This window comes from Symmachiella macrocystis (genome assembly GCF_007860075.1).
In the GTDB taxonomy this organism is placed as follows: Bacteria; Planctomycetota; Planctomycetia; order Planctomycetales; family Planctomycetaceae; genus Symmachiella; species Symmachiella macrocystis.
The window spans coordinates 133812-152994 of record NZ_SJPP01000002.1 but is presented as its reverse complement, the minus strand read 5'-3'; the positions used below and the strand labels follow the sequence as shown (position 1 = coordinate 152994).

General features: G+C 55.0%; 16 protein-coding genes and 1 tRNA gene. 7 read left to right on the top strand and 10 right to left on the bottom strand.

The genetic code is table 11. The annotated features are described in order from the left end of the window. The first annotated feature begins 156 nt into the window (after positions 1-156). A complete protein-coding gene (locus CA54_RS18640; RefSeq protein ID WP_197532601.1) occupies positions 157-1056 on the top strand; it encodes a carbohydrate kinase family protein in 900 nt (299 codons plus the stop codon). A gap of 75 nt (positions 1057-1131) precedes the next feature. On the opposite strand, the gene CA54_RS18635 is transcribed toward CA54_RS18640, so the two are convergent. From CA54_RS18635 to CA54_RS18610, 6 genes are all read right to left on the bottom strand, one after another. Continuing rightward, positions 1132-1605 (bottom strand): hypothetical protein, encoded by a 474-nt coding sequence (locus CA54_RS18635; protein ID WP_146372519.1) that lies wholly within the window; start codon positions 1603-1605, stop codon positions 1132-1134. 108 nt (positions 1606-1713) lie between these two features. Further along, positions 1714-3198: a DUF1501 domain-containing protein gene (locus CA54_RS18630; protein WP_146372518.1), complete on the bottom strand. Its 1485-nt coding sequence runs from the start codon at positions 3196-3198 to the stop codon at positions 1714-1716. Between the two features lie 185 nt (positions 3199-3383). Then, on the bottom strand, positions 3384-6149 hold the full coding sequence (locus CA54_RS18625) for a PSD1 and planctomycete cytochrome C domain-containing protein (RefSeq protein ID WP_146372517.1): 2766 nt from the start codon (positions 6147-6149) through the stop codon (positions 3384-3386). A gap of 101 nt (positions 6150-6250) precedes the next feature. Beyond that, positions 6251-7045: a putative hydro-lyase gene (locus tag CA54_RS18620; RefSeq protein WP_146372516.1), complete on the bottom strand. Its 795-nt coding sequence runs from the start codon at positions 7043-7045 to the stop codon at positions 6251-6253. Positions 7046-7079: 34 nt separating this feature from the next. Beyond that, positions 7080-8012, bottom strand: coding sequence for a beta-xylosidase family glycoside hydrolase (locus tag CA54_RS18615; RefSeq protein ID WP_197532599.1), 933 nt, complete (start codon positions 8010-8012; stop codon positions 7080-7082). A 225-nt stretch (positions 8013-8237) separates the two neighbouring features. After that, positions 8238-9062 carry a phytanoyl-CoA dioxygenase family protein gene (locus CA54_RS18610; RefSeq protein ID WP_197532598.1) on the bottom strand — a complete coding sequence of 275 codons (825 nt, stop codon included), beginning with the start codon at positions 9060-9062 and terminating at the stop codon, positions 8238-8240. 436 nt (positions 9063-9498) lie between these two features. Between CA54_RS18610 and CA54_RS18605 the strand changes: the two genes are divergently transcribed. The 3 genes from CA54_RS18605 to CA54_RS18595 all read left to right on the top strand — a co-directional run bounded on the left by CA54_RS18605 (position 9499) and on the right by CA54_RS18595 (position 11407). Next, positions 9499-9572, top strand: a tRNA-His gene (locus tag CA54_RS18605). Positions 9573-9618: 46 nt separating this feature from the next. Beyond that, positions 9619-10398, top strand: a complete 780-nt coding sequence (locus CA54_RS18600) for an SDR family NAD(P)-dependent oxidoreductase (protein ID WP_146372513.1) — start codon at positions 9619-9621, stop codon at positions 10396-10398. Positions 10399-10777: 379 nt separating this feature from the next. Next, complete coding sequence (locus CA54_RS18595) at positions 10778-11407, top strand: RNA polymerase sigma factor (RefSeq protein ID WP_146372512.1); 630 nt, start codon at positions 10778-10780, stop codon at positions 11405-11407. Between the two features lie 102 nt (positions 11408-11509). Here CA54_RS18595 and CA54_RS18590 read toward each other — a convergent pair whose 3' ends face one another. Then, positions 11510-12259: a sensor histidine kinase gene (locus CA54_RS18590; RefSeq protein WP_146372511.1), complete on the bottom strand. Its 750-nt coding sequence runs from the start codon at positions 12257-12259 to the stop codon at positions 11510-11512. A 347-nt stretch (positions 12260-12606) separates the two neighbouring features. After that, positions 12607-13359 carry a 23S rRNA (guanosine(2251)-2'-O)-methyltransferase RlmB gene (gene rlmB, locus CA54_RS18585; RefSeq protein ID WP_146372510.1) on the bottom strand — a complete coding sequence of 251 codons (753 nt, stop codon included), beginning with the start codon at positions 13357-13359 and terminating at the stop codon, positions 12607-12609. 532 nt (positions 13360-13891) lie between these two features. Here rlmB and CA54_RS18580 point away from each other — a divergent pair. Then, the gene (locus CA54_RS18580) at positions 13892-15241 is read left to right on the top strand and encodes a DUF1501 domain-containing protein (RefSeq protein ID WP_146372509.1); all 1350 of its coding nucleotides are present in this window, start codon (positions 13892-13894) and stop codon (positions 15239-15241) included. 67 nt (positions 15242-15308) lie between these two features. Here the strand turns inward: CA54_RS18580 and CA54_RS18575 are convergent, their stop codons facing one another. Then, entirely contained in the window at positions 15309-15755 is a 447-nt protein-coding gene (locus CA54_RS18575; protein WP_146372508.1) for a hypothetical protein, read from the bottom strand. Between the two features lie 472 nt (positions 15756-16227). Between CA54_RS18575 and CA54_RS18570 the strand changes: the two genes are divergently transcribed. Together CA54_RS18570 and CA54_RS18565 are read left to right on the top strand one after the other, a co-directional pair. Further along, positions 16228-16557, top strand: a complete 330-nt coding sequence (locus tag CA54_RS18570; protein ID WP_146372507.1) for a hypothetical protein — start codon at positions 16228-16230, stop codon at positions 16555-16557. Positions 16558-16602: 45 nt separating this feature from the next. Beyond that, positions 16603-17946 carry a DUF1501 domain-containing protein gene (locus tag CA54_RS18565; RefSeq protein ID WP_146372506.1) on the top strand — a complete coding sequence of 448 codons (1344 nt, stop codon included), beginning with the start codon at positions 16603-16605 and terminating at the stop codon, positions 17944-17946. Positions 17947-18771: 825 nt separating this feature from the next. Here CA54_RS18565 and CA54_RS18560 read toward each other — a convergent pair. Beyond that, on the bottom strand, positions 18772-19155 hold the full coding sequence (locus CA54_RS18560; RefSeq protein ID WP_146372505.1) for a DUF6968 family protein: 384 nt from the start codon (positions 19153-19155) through the stop codon (positions 18772-18774). Positions 19156-19183: the final 28 nt, after the last annotated feature.

Here is a 19183-nt window from a genome sequence, read left to right as displayed (position 1 = left end):
CAGTATTGGTTCACGCTGTCGCCCGAATTTAATGAATACCCGTTCGTCGAGTCCGGCGGGTTATAGGTATCTGTTGCAATTATATCGTGACAAATCGGCGGTTTCCATTGGATAACTTGATTCTGAATGGGCGGAGGAACGCCGCTGGAGAGATACGTGGAATTTGACATTGCCGGCCTGGGGACAGTCGTTGTTGACCATCAGGTCATCTTGGAACAGTATCCGGAACCCGATTCCAAAAACGAAATCCAGACCGACTGGTTTCAAGTCGGCGGACCGGTTCCCACTGCACTGGCGGTGTTGGCGCGCTTCGGACGACGGACGACGTTTCTGGGGCATTGGGGAGACGATCCATTTGGAGCGATGATCGAAGCCGACTTTCAAGATGAGGGGATCGGTTTTTCCGGCAGCTGTTGTCGCACGGGCCTTCGCAGCGGGTTTGCCCATGCCTGGATCGACGCTCGCACCGGCCAACGCACGATCGCCTGCTCGCGGGCTGAGAGTCCCCTCTCGGTTGAGGAAGTTGACGAGCAATTGTTAGCGCGTTGTGGTGCAATACATCTCGACGGCTGGCCCTCGGAAGCAGCGCACTATGCCGCCCGCATCGTTCAAAAAAATGGAGGAACAGTGTTCCTCGACTCCGGATCCCCCAAACCGAGCATGGAACAATTGCTGCCGCTGGTCGATGTGTTGAATTGCCCGCGACGATTCTTGACCCAGTTTTTGGGACATGACGACATTCCACGCGGTGGCCGGGAATTGCTGGCCCGTGGTCCGCGGATGGTGACAATCACCGATGGCGATCAAGGCGCGATGTTGTTTACCGGTGCAGAGCAGCTTACGCAACCAGCGTTTCCAGTGACGGCCGTCGACACGACCGGCGCAGGGGATGTATTTAGCGGCGCCATAGTGCATGCGACGCTCGCCGGATGGCCGGCCGATCGAACGCTCAAATTCGCAGCGGCGACGGCAGCGTTGAAGTGCGCGAAACTGGGAAACCGCGAGGCCCTGCCGGGCTTGGATGAAGTGTTGCGGATGATCGAAGCAGAATCGTAGGACAGACCGTAGGGTCCGCTGTGCGGACCGAAATTAAACGCATCACGCACGGTCCGCACATTGGACCCTACGTGACTACGGTTCTGTATATCCCAGAGATCGACTTTCGGGTCGTTTTAGACGACTGTTATAAAGCAAACACATGCTGATAAGAATCATGGTGTAGGCATTCCTTTCGGAAATCATCTTTTGGCCATAGTCTGCAGTCCATTTTTTGACACATTCTTGGGGAACGTCAATCGCCAATTGCCCCATTTCTTTCGTCGGCCCTCCAAGTGCCTCGATTATCCTTGCCTGCCGTGTTAGAGCTACAACCAGGAACAGCGCTAGAAAAATACATGGGCCAGTCAGGAAGAAAAGTCTATTGCGGGATGATGAGTCTATGTCGCGTTTGGCAAGAACGGTCCAGTGAGCGAAAATAAGAGCAGGAGACAGCAACAACAGCAGAATGGACAGTTGCATATCGTACAACTGCATATGTCTCGATAAAAGCCCGCAGAGTAATGCCAGTTCACCGAGCCATACCAAAAACGACAAGAGTCTTTTCACCTTGGAGCCCTCAGTATTTGTCGGGCAGGCTCCCGCCTGCCACGTTGGTGGTTAGCGAGGCTAGGGGCCGCTATGAGCGTCGGCGGAGCCGTCGGTTTGGGAGGCGCGTTAGGCGATGATGCCTTCAATCGGGTGGCCGAAATCGATGTCGAGGCGTTGGCGGCCGGGGACGACGAGTCGGCGGGGGTCAAGGCCCAATTGGTGCAGCACCGTCGCATGCACGTCGGTCACATAATGCCGGTCTTCGATGGCGTGGAAGCCGATCGCATCGGTGGCACCGTGGGTGATGCCCCCTTTGATTCCGCCGCCTGCCATCCAGACGGAAAAACCAAACGGATGGTGATCGCGACCATCGCTGTTTTGCGTCCCGGGGGTGCGGCCGAATTCCGTGGCCCAGACGATCAAGGTTTCATCCAGCAACCCGCGTTGCTTGAGGTCTTTGATCAGTCCGGCAATCGGTTTGTCTGTTTGTTTGCAGAGTTTGGAGTGGCCGGCCTTCAAGTTGCTGTGCGCGTCCCAGGCCCCTGCTCCGCCGTTGCTGCCATGAAAGATTTGCACGAACCGTACGCCGCGCTCGACCATGCGCGTGGCGGCCAGGCATTGCTCGCCGAAGTCCTTGGTCTCTTTTGCATCCAAGCCGTACAGTTGTTGCGTCTCTTTTGTTTCTTCGGAAAATCGTACGATGTCCGGCACGGCTGACTGCATGCGATAGGCGAGTTCGTAGGACTTGATCCGCGCTGCTGCGGCTTGGTCTTCGGGATATTCAACAGCGGCGGTGCGGTTAAGTTGGTTGAGCAACTCAAATTGTCCGCGCTGTTCTTCGTGGTAGACATCTTTGCCGGGAGCGGCGAATGGCAGCGGGTTTTTGGGATCGACGTTCAACTTCACCCCGTTGTGCGCCGGTCCGAGATAACTGGCGCCATGCCCGCGCACGCCGCCGCAACAATCGGCGATCGGCTGTCCCATAACCACGAATTGCGGCAGGTTGTCGTTCAGCGACCCGAGGCCGTAGTGCGCCCAGGAACCGATTGTGGGGAACTCCCCTTCGAGACTGTGGCGACCAGTGTGGAATTGGTATTGCGCGCCGTGATTATTGTCGGTGGTCCACATCGACCGCACGATGGCCATGTCATCGACGCAATCCCCCAGGTGTGGCCACCAGTCGGACACCTCGATCCCCGCTTCCCCACGTTTTTTAAATCCGACCTGCAGCGGATAGAGTTTGTGGCGGATGTGACCGTTGGCATCATCGGGGACGACGATCCTGAGGTTGTCCTCGAGGAACTTGGCTTCCAGGACTTCTTTGTGGGGCGTATCGCCGATTTCCTTGCCGGCGTATTTGGTCAGTTCCGGCTTGGGATCGAAACTCTCCATATGGCTGGTGCCGCCGATCATGAACAACCAGATCACGCTCTTGGCTTTGGGAGCAAAGTGCGGCACACCGGTCGGAGGGGCCCACGTGCCATGTTCCGACGCGCGGACTATGCAGTCTCGATGAAACATCGCCGAGAGGGCCACCCCGGTAAAACCCATCCCCACATCCGCCAAAAATTGCCGCCGCGGAGTTGTTGGTTGGTTGTGCATTGTGGTCATTGTCCTGAATAGTTACTGGTGTTCACCACGGAGACACGGAGGGCACGGAGAAAAACGCCTTGTTACTTCTCGTTCCCAAACTCCGTTTGGGGACACACTCTCGCGAAGCTCTGCTTCGCAACCTCTACACGCGTCCCAGACGTTTGCTGCGACAGTCGAAGCAGAGTATGGGAACAAGGGGAGCTTTATCGGATGGTGAAAAAGTCGTTGTGGTTTAATAGCACTTGCACGAGGTTTTCTCGCGCACGTTGTGCTGGGTTTTCGGACGGTTTGGTTTTGACTTCGGGGCCGGATTCAAATTGTGTCAGCTGGCCGGGGGTGGCGAGTAGTTGGGATTGCTTTTGTAAAAATGCATTGCAAGTGGCGCGTTCTTCGTCGGTCGGCTGGCGGCAGAGGATTTGTTCGAAGGCGGCGGTGAGGAATTGGGCGGTGACTTCCGGCGTTGCCTCTTCGCCAACCGCAGCGGTCAATGTTTTCGCCAACACACGGCCTTGGGCGAGGGCCAACGGACTATTGACCATCGCCAGCGCTTGCTGCGGGACGATGCTTTCGTTGCGGCGATAGCAGTCGTTGACGTTGGCTTGGTCGAACAATTCCAGGAACAACATCTGTTTTTCTTTGGCGGAGCGGAAGTAGATGCTGCGTCGCAAATTGGTTTGCCCATCGGTCTGATCAATTTCCGGACCACCGGCGGTCATGTCCAATTGCCCGCAGACATACAGCATCGCATCGCGAACCGACTCCGCTTCCATGCGACGGGGATTCATCCGCCACAAGTAGACATTATCGGGGTCAGCTTCTAGGTTCTCAGCCGCGTCACCAACGGTCGATGCCATGCGATAGGCTTGAGAGGTGACCATCAACCGATGCAATTGCTTCATCGTCCAACCGTTATCCAACAACTCAACCGCCAGCCAATCCAGCAAGGCCGGGTGCGTCGGGGATTTGCCGTTCAGTCCGAAGTCGAATACCGAGGGCACCAAGGCTTCGCCGAAGTGCCGCAACCACATATGGTTGACCGCCACGCGAGCGGCTAACGGATTTTCGCGATCGGTAATCCAACGCGCCAACGCGAGTCGCCGACCGGAACTTTGTGTGGGATAGATCTCGCCGAACGGCGAATACGCAGCGTCCGTATTTTCCTGGGCGGCCTGTGCTGTTTCCAATTCCTTTTGAACCTTGGTGAGTGCATCTTCAGCTTTTTTGAGGGCCTGCTTGGTCTTCTCGTCCTCGGGTTTCTCCGCGTCTTTGGCAGCCTGCAGGGCCGCTTCGGCTTTAGCGACGTCCCATTGCGCTTTGGCAACGTTCACTTGCTGTTCAGCGGCAGATGCGGTTGCGGCTAGTTGGGGAGCGGACGCAGCAGGCGGCGTTGCATACCGCGCCTCATCAGCGGCGATACGGGCCTGCACGGATTGTAGGTGCAGTAATTGGTGGGCAACTCGTTTGGCGGCTACGGCGATCGCCAAATCCGAAGGGGGCTTCACTTCTGCTGGCTCGGCTGCTCCGTCTGTGGTTTCCGCCGTGGCGGCAACGAGTTGATCGGTCAACTCCTTGAGGGCCGTTTCTGCTTTACGCAGTGCCGCTCGAGCGTAGTTCAAGTTGCCTTGCTGCACGTGATCGCGGAGACCGGGATAATATTGGTGGGGCGTTAGCGCGACCGGCTCAATTTTTAGACCTTCGGGCAACAAGCTCACCGGGACCGCCGCTGTGAGCGGGTTGTCCTTGTCGGGATGTTTTTCATTGCCGCGTGTGAATAAAAATGTACTCGCTTGCAGATCTTGGTCAAACACACGGACGAGGCCGTCTTTTTTGGTGTTCAATTGACCGGGGACTTGATCGGTGCGGACGCGGTGCGGTTCGAAAATCGCTCGGAACTGATAATAGTCCTTCTGCAGAATCGGGTCGTACATGTGGTCGTGGCATTTGGCGCAGTTCATCGTGATGCCCAAAAATGCCTTCGGCGTATGTTCGATCGTCGATTCCAACCAGACGTTGCGGTTGAATTTGTACCAGTTGCGAACCAGATATCCAGTCGCCCGCAAAGTCTCGGGATCGCCCGGTGCGATTTCATCGCCAGCAAGCATTTCCTGAACCATGCGATCGTACGGCTTATCGGCGTTCAACGACTCAATGATCCAATCCCGCCAGCGCCAGATGTGCGGTTGGCTTTCGCGGACTTCGGCGCGGTAGCCGGCCCAGTCGCTGTACCGCCACACATCCATCCAATGCCGGCCCCAGCGTTCTCCGTAATGCGGGCTGCTTAATAGTCGGTCGACGACCTGTTCGTAGGCGTCCGGGGCTGGGTCTGCCAAAAACGCTTGAAGCTCGTCGCGCGTGGGTGGCAGTCCGATTAGATCCAAATAGATGCGGCGCAACAGCGTTGCTTTGTCCGCTTTGGGACGGGCTGTTAGTTGTTTTGCTTTGTGCTTGGCAAGGATGAACGCATCAATGGGATTGCTGGTGAACGGTTTTCCATCGATCAGCGGAACGGCTGGCCGCTCGATGCGTTGAAAAGCCCAATGCTTGCGCGGATCAGCGGGGATTTCTTCATCGGCCGGGATCTTGGCTCCCTGGTTAATCCAGGCGGTGAGCACAGAGACCTGTTCGGCTTTGAGTGCTGTCCCCTGTCCATCGGGGGGCATGAGCGGAGCTTCGTCGCCGTCAGGCAGAATGTATTCGATCAGCAGGCTTTCGTCAGCGCTGCCCACCTCAATGATCTCGCCACTGTCGCCCCCTTTGAGGGCCAATGAACCCGCATCGAGCCGCAGCCCTCCTTTTTGCCGCAATGCCCCGTGGCATTGCGCACAGTGCCCGGCCAAAATTGGTTGCACGTCGCGGGCAAAATCGATGGGACGATCTTGAGCGTCCTCCGCGCGTAGCGGGACCGCACAGCAGAGCAAGACTGCCGCCGCCAACAGGCAGCGGGTGATATTCCAACGATTTTCGCGCATCCGTTCCTCCTTAAGAACCTATCAACAAAATAACATATCTCTGAGGAGGAATGAAGGTTGAGAAAACGGCCCGGCGGATTCCGGGCAGTTGTCGCCCCTACTTAATCGGTCGCCAGATCGATGTCGCGGATGTCGGTGAGGAACATACAACCGGGGCTATGCGTGATCGCCAACGGCGGTTTTGCCGCCATAATCACCGATTGGGGGGTCACGCCACAGGCCCAAAATACCGGTAGTTCGTCGTCGCGGACCTCGACGGCCTCACCATAATCAGGCTGGGAAATATCGGTAATGCCGATTTTGTCAGGCAATCCTAGATGAATCGGTGCGCCGTGCACCGTGGGATATTTCGTCGTGATCTGCACAGCCGCAATCGCATCCGCCGGTTTCAGAGGCCGCATCGAGACGACCATCGGGCCATGAAACGAACCACTGGGTACGCAATCGATGTTCGTGCGATACATTGGCACATTGCTCCCTTGTTCAATATGCCGAATCGGTATTCCCGACGTGAGCAGCGCAGCTTCGAATGTAAACGAACAACCAATCAAAAAACTGACCAAGTCGTCCCGCCAATAGTCGGTGATATCCGTCGGCTCATCCACCAACTCGCCATCGCGCCAGACGCGGTAGCGAGGCAAGTCGGTCCGCAGGTCGGCCGCGGGGGCGATGGTTTCCGGGACCGCGCTGCCCGGTTTAGCCACATCTAAGAGCGGACAAGCTTGGGAATTGAGTCGGCAAAACTGCTGGAACTCTTCCGCCAGGTCACGCGGCAAGATCGCTAAATTCGCCTGCACAAACCCAGCTGCTAACCCGGACGTCTGCCCGGTCAGTACTCCTCGCCGCGCAGCAAGGCGCACGTCCGCGCCGGTTTGAAATTGTGGAGTTTGCGTCATTGTTCATTATGGCCAAGCGTGTCTTCGGCAGTATTCATTTCGGCAGCTTATCTGAAAATAGACGCTTCTGATCCTTGCCGATCGGGGTGATTTCGAAGAAATCGAATGACGCGTCGATCATATCAGCGTTTGATTGACCATTCGTTGCCAAGAGTCCGACTTTTAGCGGCTCGCCGTTTCCCCAGGTTTCTACGGCGGTAATATGATAATGTTGGCCGTCTAGGCTGGAAGCGACGAGATATTGATTGTCCCGTTTGATGATCCGTAGCCAAAGCCCATCCAAGGGTCGGTCGACTTCTAGGAAGGCCTGCGGCAGGTCTTTTGCCTCTTCCTCACGCACCAGGCAGAGGCTTCTGCCTCCTTGGTTTTCGTCGTATTGAAACGTGTAGGCGAGGTAATTGTCGACATCGTCGTAGCAGATCAGACCGGCTTGGTTCCAATCGGATTCGGGTTCGAAATCGGCGATATGGGTCGTCAGCACAAAATCCCCACCATCAGCGATTGGGTTTTTGAGCAAGAAAATGTTCTTCGTGTTGTTGTGACGATGCCAGAGGTCGCCGCGTTGTGTTGTGATCGTTAACCAACCGGGTTGTTTGGTCAGTGAGATATGCGTGGGGGCTTTGTTAAAGATCTCCCAGGCGGGGTCGTACTTTTTGTCAAAGTCGTCCCGGAATCCTAGGCGTGGTTCAGATTTTTTGATCCAAGCCCGGGCCACGATTTTCTTGTCACGTTTGAACTGGAATTCCGCGGCGAGAGCTTGGGCTTTTTGATCGGCGAGTCGCATTGTGCCGTGAACCGCATCGAACTGGACCGTTTTTTTGGTCTGGGGGTCCGTGAGTTTTACGACTTTTCCGCCCTGCTCCATGCGCAACGTAATTTCCGGGTCGAATGTTTCGATCTTCAGTGTTCCGTATTCGGTCGCGATGCTAATACGGGGGCCAGCCGCAGGTTTTTCAGTATCGTCCATTATGGATTCGTCAGCCAATGTGCTGATCGGCAATGTAATGAGACTGACGCAGAAAACCAGAACAACAATACAGCAGCGAACGAAATTGTTTAGTGAGGTGTTGGCGAGCATAGGGTCCTCGATGACTCGAATGAGCTGGGTGACAGTCTGCAAACGTAACTGAATCTGAACTGTTCTCTCACAACGAACGAATCTGGAGCCTGCGATATCTCTCCTTTTGCTGGTTTAGTCACGCGACGGGCGGGGTGGGTTGGCCCAATGGCCGTCCCCGTCATCGTTACCGCTGACGACGACCCCTTTCAGGTTCCAGTTCTCTCCGGCACGGACGTCGGGCGTGCAATATCGCAGAGTTAGTCCACAACGCCGACGGTCGGCATGATTCGCTTGGGAACCATGCAGCAGCAAATCGGAATGCAAGGAAATCTCGCCCGCTTTCAATTCCACGGGGACCGTTTCGCCAAACTGCTCGACGTTTTTGATGGTTTGGTTCAGCACATTCCCCTCAGTGTCGCTGCTGGTTTCGTAGTCGATCTGTCCGTGCGCATGCGAACCTGGGATGAACCACATACAGGCATTCTCCACGTCGGCATCGTCGACCGCCAACCAGACGGTGACCGTTTTAGAGGATGAAAGCGGCCAGTAGCTGGAATCCTGATGCCAGGCGACCGACTTACCGTCGTGCGGCATCTTGCAGAAATAATGCGATCCCCACCCAATGACGTTTTCGCCCAACAGGTCTTTGACGCAGGTCACAATCCGCGGATCCTTTAATAGATCGTAGACCCGACCGTAGGTCAGGTGGGCCGTACTGATCGAATAGCTGTCCCCCCCTGCAGCGGTGACCTCTCGGAGTAACTTGTCGAAATACCGCCGGTGTTCGGCCATATCGTCTTCGGGGATGACCCGGATCCCTTTAACAAATCCGTCGCTGTTGTATTGAGCGACCTGTGCGGGGGTGAGTGTGTGCGGATTGGTTACCTGGCTAGGATGAAAACTCAGGTCGCGGGGAATCGCATCGAGCTCGTTTTGGTCGGGAGTGATTTTGAACATGGCAGGCGATGAACTCCTAGCGTTGGCTATTTTGTCATACTATTGTACGGCAATATCGAAACGTCTATTTCAGTCTGATTCGTGCATTGTGCCCGAGCTGTTTGCTGTTGGAGCAGACTGATTCGTCGCCGATTCAGCGTGTCGTCCTCATTGAGAGGGGCATCCAGAAATCAAAACACAGACCAGGCTGACGCTGCAGTCGTAGAATTCTGATTCTAGAACACGAGCAGTGGTGCGGCAATAACAGTGTTTCCAGAGTACCCTCACGGGGCAATCGCTGTGACTGCCACTGTCGCTGCCTTCGATTTTAACAGCATAAACGCGACGTTGTCACGGATAAAGGACCGGGTTGTCCGATCCGCATTCAAACTCAAATCGGACTATTGACGGCGGCGCATTTGCTGCATAAACTCGCACTCAGCTTCGCAAATGTGTGGTGCCTGTAGCTCAGTTGGTTAGAGCGCCGGATTGTGGTTCCGGAGGTCGCCGGTTCGATCCCGGTCAGGCACCCTTTTTCATTCTTTGGGGACCGCTCACCTTCCATTGCGGGGATACAATGCAACTTTCGGACAAAGTCATCGTAGTGACCGGCGGTGGAGATGGGATTGGCAAAGCGCTCTGCCATCGGTTTGCGCAGGAAAAACCGCGGGGCATCGTTGTCGCCGACCTCGACGAGGCGGCCGCTGCGAAGGTGGCCGAAGAAGTCGGCGGTTTGGCTGTTGCCTGTGATGTGGGGCAGGAATCGCAGATTGTGCAGTTGGTCGAAGCGGCCAACGCTAAGTACGGTGCGATTGACCTGTTTTGTTCCAACGCCGGTATCGCCACCGGCGGCGGCGTCGATGCCAGCAACGCAGAATGGCAGTTGATCTGGGATGTGAATCTGATGTCGCACGTCTATGCGGCACGCGCCGTTTTGCCGCAGATGATCGAACGGGGGAGCGGGTACTTGTTAAACACCGCTTCCGCCGCGGGACTGCTCACGCAAATCGGATCAGCGCCCTATGCCGTCACCAAGCACGCTGCGGTGGCATTGGCCGAATGGCTAGCAGTGACGCACGCGGACGATGGGGTCAATGTCTCCTGCCTCTGCCCATTGGGTGTCCGCACAAAAATGTTGGAGAATTCAGGCGAAGTCCGGGCGTTACTCGAATCGGATTCGTTGGGCCCCGACGAAGTCGCCGAGGCAGTCGTTCGAGGAATCGACGAAGAGAAATTCTTGATCTTACCGCACGAAGTCGTGGCCACCTATGTACAACACAAAGCAGGCGACCCCGATCGGTGGCTGCGAGGCATGTCCCGATTGCGAAAAACGATGCTCGACACGGCTGGTGATTGATTTCCGCGGCGACTCACTTGCTGGAATACAAACATCATCGAGATCGAGCAGCACGAAGTAGGTAATTGACCTGCCTGGGCATGTGGCGTCGATTGGTTGTCCTGGTCACGGGCCTGTTGACTGGATCGGTTCCCGTTCTATGCATGCCCGGTTGTCTGCTTGATCCGGTTTTCTGTTCGAAATAGTGACTGTCGCCGCCTAGCGGAGGTTGAGAATTACGATCTCATCGGGCCGGATTGGAATTGGACTGGTTGCGAGACTATGACATCGTTTAGGCTGGTATGCGGGAATGCCGAATCGAACGACCTGAGCAGGCGGGATCCGTTTCATCTAGGCATTCGTCGTTGAATCGATTTGACCAAGTGGGGGGTACAATCCTGTGTTGAACGTCACATCGGAAAGTTGTGGATCGAGTTCGGGCGTTAAAGAGGTTCAAGAGATTTCTGCTGCGCGTAAAGGCGACGCGGCCGCGCTTGGCGCGTTATTGCAAGCATGCCGTTATTATTTGAGATACATTGCCCAAGAAGAGTTGGGACGCGACTTGCAGGCCAAGGAAGACGCCTCCGATTTGGTTCAAGTAACCATGCTGAAAGCGCAAAGCAAGTTTCAAGAATTTCAAGGAGGAGATCATGAGGCATTACGGCAGTGGTTAAGAAAAATTTTGCTCAATTCGCTCAAGGACTTCTACCGTAAATATAAAGGAGCTGAACGGCGGACGGTGAACAAGGAAGTACAACTCGACAACAGTTCGCAAAGAATTCGATTGGAGGAGTTGATTGCCGATGATTTAACGCCAAGCAAAGTCATCATGAATGACGAGCGCGAAGCGGCGCTGACGAAAGCATTGGAACGTTTGCCCGAAGATCAACGTCGCGTGATCTATTTGCGGTCTCGCAAGCACATGGGCTATTCAGAAATCAGCAAAATCATGGATCGTTCCGCCGAAGCGGCGCGGCAGTTATGGATTCGTGCCGTGGAAGGGCTCGCTGCGGAATTGCGGCAAGAATGATGGCGACCAATAGTCGCCCTCGTCACCGACACATCGCGTTGGTCTCGCGATTCCGGGACGCAAAACAAGTACCATCGTGAATCAAACGATATTCGATGGGTGCTAGGTTTGAATGCCTCGGGGAAGAGAGAAGCCGATTTTCGCTCCGGCTCCCTTTTCGCTCTCTAAGATCATGTTTCCGAAGTGCTGCTCGATAATGGAACGGCAAAGCCCCAGCCCGATCCCCATTCCGTTGGACTTGGTCGTGTAAAACGGTTCAAAGACCATCAATTGAATTTCGGCAGGAATTCCCACTCCGGTATCGGAAATCGAGACATGCAGGAATTCATCGCCGTTGGTAGCTGTTTCCACGCAAAGTTTTCGTTCGCCGGGATGACTAGCCATCGATTCAATTGCGTTGAGCAGCAAGTTCATAATCACCTGTGAAATTAGCGTGCGGTCAGCCACGACCATCGGCGAAACGGCCTGCAATTGCAAACTGATTTCGACCTCTTCGTCTTCTGCCTGAGCGCGCACGAACTCCACACCCATGGTGAGCATTTCGTGCAGGTTGAGAACTTCGAATTCGGGGGCTTGTTTTTTGCTGAAATTTCGGGCGCGGCGCGTAATATCGTTTGCCTGCATCGCCGTTTCAGCGATTTGCTTCATGAGCGCAATAAGTTCATCCGTCGTGATGCGGTCGTTTTCCAGCCGATGCACACAGCCGTTGGCATAATTTGCGATGACGGTGAGGCGTTGTTGGATTTCATGGGCCAATCCTGCTGCTAATTCACCCATTGCTGACAAGCGGTGTGCATGTTCCAAGTCGTCAGGCACGGTCGAGCACTCTGTTTTTGGGGCGGCGGCCAACATAATTTGCCTCCATCTGGCAATGCAGTTTTGGCGGGGAAGAAATAGGAGGGACTATTTTTTGTACGCAGGGGTTTAGTGGAAAACCAGTAGTTTCTTGTGACCTGCTATATAACTAGACGTAACGCCGGCCCATTCTGTACGGGAATTCCCTGGAATTTGCAGAAATACTGAGTCTGGCCATCCAAGAAGCAATTTAAGGTGCTTTAGGGTAAGGGCTTACGGTTATTGTTTGGTTTTCTTGATGTTGCGGGCGATTGAGGAGCTTGAACGCATTGTTGGTTTTTCATCCGCAACATGAAAAACAGCAGTTGTGGTGATAAACTGTTCACACAAAAGCAATTGCGGTTTTAGCTCAACGATGCGATCAGAATGCCGGTCGCAACCGATACGTTGAGTGAAGTGACGCGGCCGCGGGGGGTGAGACGGCAGACGGCGTCGCAGTTCTCCAATGTCCGTCGTCGCAAGCCTTTTTCTTCGTTGCCGACGACCAATAACCAGTGTCGGTCCCTGTCAACTTCAGCCAGATCGGTTTCGGCGTGTTCCGATGTCCCCAGCACCCACAAACCGGCGGACTTTGCTGTTTCCAAGGTGCGGCTCAGATTGGTTTCCAATGCGAACGGGACATCGTCCAATCCGCCGGATGCGACATCGTAGACCGTGGAATTTAAGGGCGCCGAACGGTCTTTGGTGACGATGATGCCCTGGACGCCGAAAAACGCTGCGGAGCGGAAAATCGCCCCGACGTTGTGTGGGTCTTGCAGGCAATCCAGTGCCAGCCACACGCCGTAAGGTTCGCCTTCTTTCCACGTTTTGGCCTTGCCGAATAGGTTCTTCACCTCGACCGACTGGCGTGGCTGGACAACCACTTCACCGGCACCGGTGCGTCCCCCTTCTTTAGCAGCACCGGCTTTCGGCCGCCGGCGGGACTCCCGGCGTTCGGCACCATAAATCACTGGTATCCGATGTTCTTCAGCGATTTGCACAACATCGGCCCACGCTCCCGATGGGCGGTCGGTCGTGATTCGGACTTCACTGACATCCTTGGGGCGTGTTTCGAGCGCCGCTAGTACACTATGGGGGTTTCGCAGATGCAAAGGCACGGTTTGAGTGGCAGCCTTGTGTTCGGATGTCGTGGAAAACCGCGTTGAGACGTCGCGGGAGTGGCCGGATGTTAACGAAATCTCAGCGCAATTTCATCTGCCCGTTACACAATAATCTGCTGGCAGGGGCATTCCAGCTCCCCGTCGTTTGGATGGAAGTTTTGACGGAATAAACGACCTGTTGTCTCGTTTTTGCTAATGGATGACGGCGATGCCGCAAATGCTTCGCTCTCAAAAGGCATTTGGCAACAACGCCCAATTCGTGGAAGTCGTGTAAGTGGTTGGAGTTGGGGTGTCTTGAAACGAGGATCGCTCTTGACAGGGAAGGAGCCGTCGATTAGGCTGAATGTCATATCAAGCAATGTTGAAGTGTTCCCCACTCAATGGACGCGTCGATGTAAGGATTGTCCGAGACCGGAAGGACAGTTTTTGATGGTTTGCCTCCCTTGCCGGTACCTACCGTTGAAACGATATTCGTCCTCTTCCGAGGCGAACTATTCGACTTGAGAATTCTGCAAAAGGATCTCCATCCATGCTCTCGTTCTACGGAAAGAAGCAGCGATACTGCGACGGCGTTTCTCGCCGGGAGTTTTTAAGAGTTGGCGGATTTGCCGCCGGCGCACTCGGTGGGTTCGGCCTACCGCAACTCTTGCAGGCCGAAGATGCTGCGGGAACCGGGTCGTCCCATAAATCGGTGATTCACATCTTCCTGGGTGGCGGACCTCCGCACCAGGATATGTGGGAGATCAAAACCGATGCTCCGAAGGAGATTCGAGGCGAATTCAACCCGATTGATACCAACGTACCGGGTATTCAAATTGGAGAGTGTTTTCCCAAAATCGCCGCCATGATGGACAAGATGGCTGTGATTCGCTCGGTCGTCGGCTGTTCGGGGGGACATGATTCGTTCCAATGTTTCAGTGGTTGGAATCGGCGGTCGCTGGACTCCATTGGAGGGCGCCCCAGTATTGGATCAGCAGTGGCCAAGCTCAAAGGCACGGTCGAACCTGCGGTCCCAGCCTCGGTCGCACTGGCAGGGAAAACCAGTCATGCACCATGGTCGTATCCGGGAGGACCAGGATTCCTGGGTGCCGGCTTTAGCCCGTTTCAGCCGGAAGGCGAGGGCATGGCTGATTTGAAATTGAACAATGTTTCGCTCGATCGGTTGTCTGATCGCAAGAGCTTGTTGAAAGGGCTGGATGGCTTACGCCGCGATGTCGATGCCACGGGCATGATCGACGGCATGGATGCCTTCACGCAAGCCGCGTTTGGCGTATTGACATCAAGCAAGCTGGTCGACGCATTGGACATCAGTAAAGAAGATCCCAAAATCCGCGCACGTTATGGCGACGGAAAACCTTACAAATATCAATACGACGGTGCGCCAACCTGCAATGACCATCTGCTAATCGCCCGTCGATTGGTGGAAGTGGGCGTCCGTTCGGTTACGCTCTCTTATGGCCGCTGGGATAGCCATGGTGCCAACTTCGACCTTGTGCGACATCACGGCACGCGTCTGGATCAAGGGGTCGCAGCCCTGGTGCAGGACCTGGAAGAGCGGGGCATCTTGGATGACGTCACCGTCATTGTGTGGGGTGAATTCGGTCGCACGCCGCGTATCAATCCGGGAGCTGGACGAGATCATTGGCCACGCGTCAGTTGCGCATTGCTGGCCGGTGGAGGAATGCAAACCGGACAAGCCATCGGTGCGACGAACCGACTGGGGGAATATGCTCAAGAACGTCCGGTCGACATGCAGGAGGTCGTCTCCACGATTTATCACAACCTGGGCATCAATCCGATGACCACCACGCTGCAAGACCCAACGGGACGCCCGCAGTTCCTGACCGACATCCGCGAACCGATTCGTGAATTGGTTTAAAGCGGCATCCCTAAGGCCGAGAACTTAAAACACCCGCCCCGGAACGATTCGGGGCGGGTGTTTTTAATTAGTCGCCGGCACCAACTTCCATGGTGTAGGCCATTTGAATAATTCGCGTTTCATGCCGTTGGTGAGCGGTGAGCATGGTCATCCATTGCCGCAGTTCCTGGCGGAGACGTTCGGCGATTTCGTCGAGATCACGCCGCTGCTCGATCTGATTTCTAAACAGATACAATTCGTCGAACAGTTCTTCACGCTGCTCGTGTAGGACATCGACTTGCCGCGACCAATTGGGGAATTCTTCCAGCACCTCTCCTAGGTATTCGCTGCCGTCATCATTCATGTCGCTGGGAAGTGTATCCAATAAGGCGTTGAGCACCGCGAGCAACCAGCGACGCGTGTCGCGATTCGGGGGTTCCTCCAGTAGGTCGCGCAGGTCGCCCAGAAGAATGTACTCCAAGGCCATGTTCTCTCGGTTCGAACGATTTTTGGTATGATCAAACGAGTGTGACATGAACTGTCCTCCATTGCTCCATTTTCCACGATCAGCAACCTGGTCGTGATCGCTTAACGAATTGAACCACCCCACCGCATACGCAACCGGTAAGGACAATTGACAACTGCTGCCCATGGCGAATTTCGCCAAGGGCATACGTTCATAGCGGGTCCGTCATGATGAGCGAAATAATGTGTTCTCGCCGGACGACAATTTCGGCCACACGATAACGCGCGTCGATGCTTTGCCGCTTCGAGTCTAATAACGTGAAATGCGAATCTAGAGGTGTGGGGTCTGGGAAAAGGAGAAACTCTTCTTCCCAAAGCTAATGGATAGAATAAGCCTCTTGGATTCGGCTGTCAAATTTTTTTCTGCGTCTGTCGCTTCAGTCTACGAATCAAGAGCGGGATTTTAGGCAGTTCCGCAGCTGTTAAAATCCTCAGTCGGTATGGTTGTCACACCGGACTGCGGTTATTCTGTTGGAAGGTTTATGGGACCGCTCACGCTCGCTAACGGCGTCGCTCAGCGAATTCCAGCTCACAGCGTATTGGCGATGCAAATCCATTACACCTCCACCGGCAAACCGGAAGAGAGCAAAATCTCCGTCGGTTTTCGTTTCGCACGGGGGAAGGTGAAAAAAGAGTTGCGGCATATTCTGCTGAAAAATAACAGCTTCGAAATCCCCCCCGGCGACGGCAATCACCAGGTGACCTCTTCACAGACTCTAGAGGAAGCGACGCACGGGTTTTATTTCTATACGCATGCCCATGAAGACCTAAACATGAATGTCGACCTTGAGACTGGACATGCGGTTAAATAGCACGCAGACCCTACGTTTACATGTCAATAGATTGGAATCACGGCTATGAGGACGTATCGCTCACAACCTCACGTCAACCGTCGCCAACTGATGCAACTCGGCGCGGTGGGGGGATTCGGCCTGACGTTGCCAAGGTTATTGGCGGCCGAGAGCGTCACAGGCGCAGCGACGTCAACGGCGAAGATCAAGTCCTGCATTTTGATCTTCTATTATGGCGGTCCCAGCCATATTGATACGTTTGACCCCAAGCCCAAGGCGAGTGCCAATGTGCGGGGGGAATTTGCGACGATTGCCACCTCCGCGCCGGGGGTGTTCGTCGGAGAACATAATCAGCAGACCGCTCGCGTGATGGATCACGTCGCCGTGGTGCGGAGCATGCAGCATCCGATGCGAAACCATAACTCGGCCGCCGCCGAGGCACTGTGCGGGCGGACACCGGGTAACGGCGATTTGGAATTGTTGGCCGACGATGCGCTGAGCTTTCCGTGTTACGGCGCTTCGCTCAGTTATTTATGGCGTGACCAACAACTGGAACTGCCGGCGATTGCCCTGCCCCACGTGATGTACAACGTCGTGCAGTTGCCGGGACAATCAGCGGGGTTTCTCGGTTCGGCTTATCAGCCGTTTCAGATTGAAAAGGACCCCAACGCCGCCAATTTTAATGTCGAAACGTTGTCTCTGCCTGTTGAGGTGTCGGGGGCTCGGTTGGCTGAGCGGCGTCGGTTGATGGATGTCATCGACCACAAGTCGGCCGCTTCGAACATGAGCAACTATTACAACACCGCCTTTTCGCTCTTGAATTCTGAGACCGTTCGCCAAAGCCTACGCATCAGCGAAGAAACCGAAGCCATCCGCCAGCAGTACGGCCGCAATCGTTTCGGACAAAGCCTGCTGTTGGCACGGCGATTGGTCGAAGGGGGCGTGCGGTTCATCACCGTGTATGACGGCATCCGCAATGGCCAGACTGCCAACTGGGACAGCCACAGCGATAACTTTGCCCGACATCGCGACGTGCTGATTCCCCCCACCGATCAAGGTTATGCGGCGCTGATCGAGGATCTCCAACAGCGGGGATTACTCAACGAAACGTTAGTGATCGCCCTGGGCGAATTCGGCCGCACGCCGCGCATCAACGGCAATGGCGGTCGCGACCACTGGCCCGATTGTTTCCACGTCCTACTGGCCGGCGGCGGCATCTGCGGCGGCGCGGTCTACGGCAGCAGCGACAACATCGGCGCCTATCCGGAAACTAACCCCGTCACGCCGGGTGACCTGGCGGCCACGCTGTTTACGCGTTTCGGCATCGACCCCAAGCACGAAATCCACGACATCACCGGACGGCCTTACCCGTTGGCGAATGGGCGGGCGTTGGGGGATCTATTTGGGTGATTCGGGGCCAGCGGACCCTACGGGCGAAACAACGGCCACACTCGGCAGAGATCGACATCAGGACGGTTTCCGGGGGGATTGGTGATTTGGCAGCTTGGATGTAAAGAATGGAACGCTGATTGTACCAACGTCTGTTGGAGGTGTTCAAACGTGTGGGGGGGGACTCGCGACGTTAAATGTCGGACTGCACAGCAGAACTTACGAGGTGGGGCTGGCTGAGGTAACGAATTCATGAATCTTGGTGTTATTCCGCATCGTCCCACGACAGCAAGAGTGTTTCACTGTTCGCACCGACGACGGTGAGCACTCCGAACAATAGTACAGGGCAGTTTTGGGCGTAAAAGAAAACGTCGTGCTGATATCTGACAATTGAAACGAATTTGTGTGCAATCCGTCGTTCAAGTAACGAAGCTCGTGCCCATTCGTGTGGAACTTTGTCTAAAGAATAACGCAAAGACAATTGTCGAGGCGGCATAGATACGCTTCGTTGTGGAGTCTCATCCGAATTGCAAATGGACCAATCGACTCCGTGAGGATTTGCATTGAGTATGACGGATCGAGACTGCGTCAAATGGAATGTTGCCTGTGTATCGGAGTACGATATCGATTCAATGATTTCACCAGAGATCGTTTCAATTTCCTCGCCGGATGTTTGCGCCATTAGGGCTTGCTTGGCGTCGGTGATCGCAGCGTCGAGCGTGCCGAATTCATTCCAGGAAAAAGCCGGGCGTACAAGGTGAGGCGAGTTGTCTGATAACATTTCAGTTACTTTACTTCGGCTTTGCCAGACGAATTCGGGTATGTGTTAGTTTTTCACGGTAATAGTCATTGTCGAAAGCCAAGGCAGGCAACACACGGCCGGAAACACCGGCCCTGACCTAATTGTTTGTCTCCTCCGAAGCTCAATGCTTTGGCAACACGAGTTCCCCGTCGTCCCCCCTGTTCAAGCCACCAGATTGGGCAACCGTGATTCAGCCTGGATTGTTCAAATCGAAAGGCTGTATTTCTTAGTGCCAAAGTCAGAGCCTGTATTGCGTCCTCTCCGAGGATATGAAAGTTGCTCGGATCGATAGAGGGGATTCCGGCAACTTCTACATCACATTGCCATTCGCTGCCGTTATTGAAAACTTTAAACACGACCTCTGCCTCTTCAACATTCCCGTCCCTTTGTCGGAAAAACAGTTGCCGATGCATTTCACCTTCGGACATAGCGCATCCTTCCTGGGCGTGTACGGTT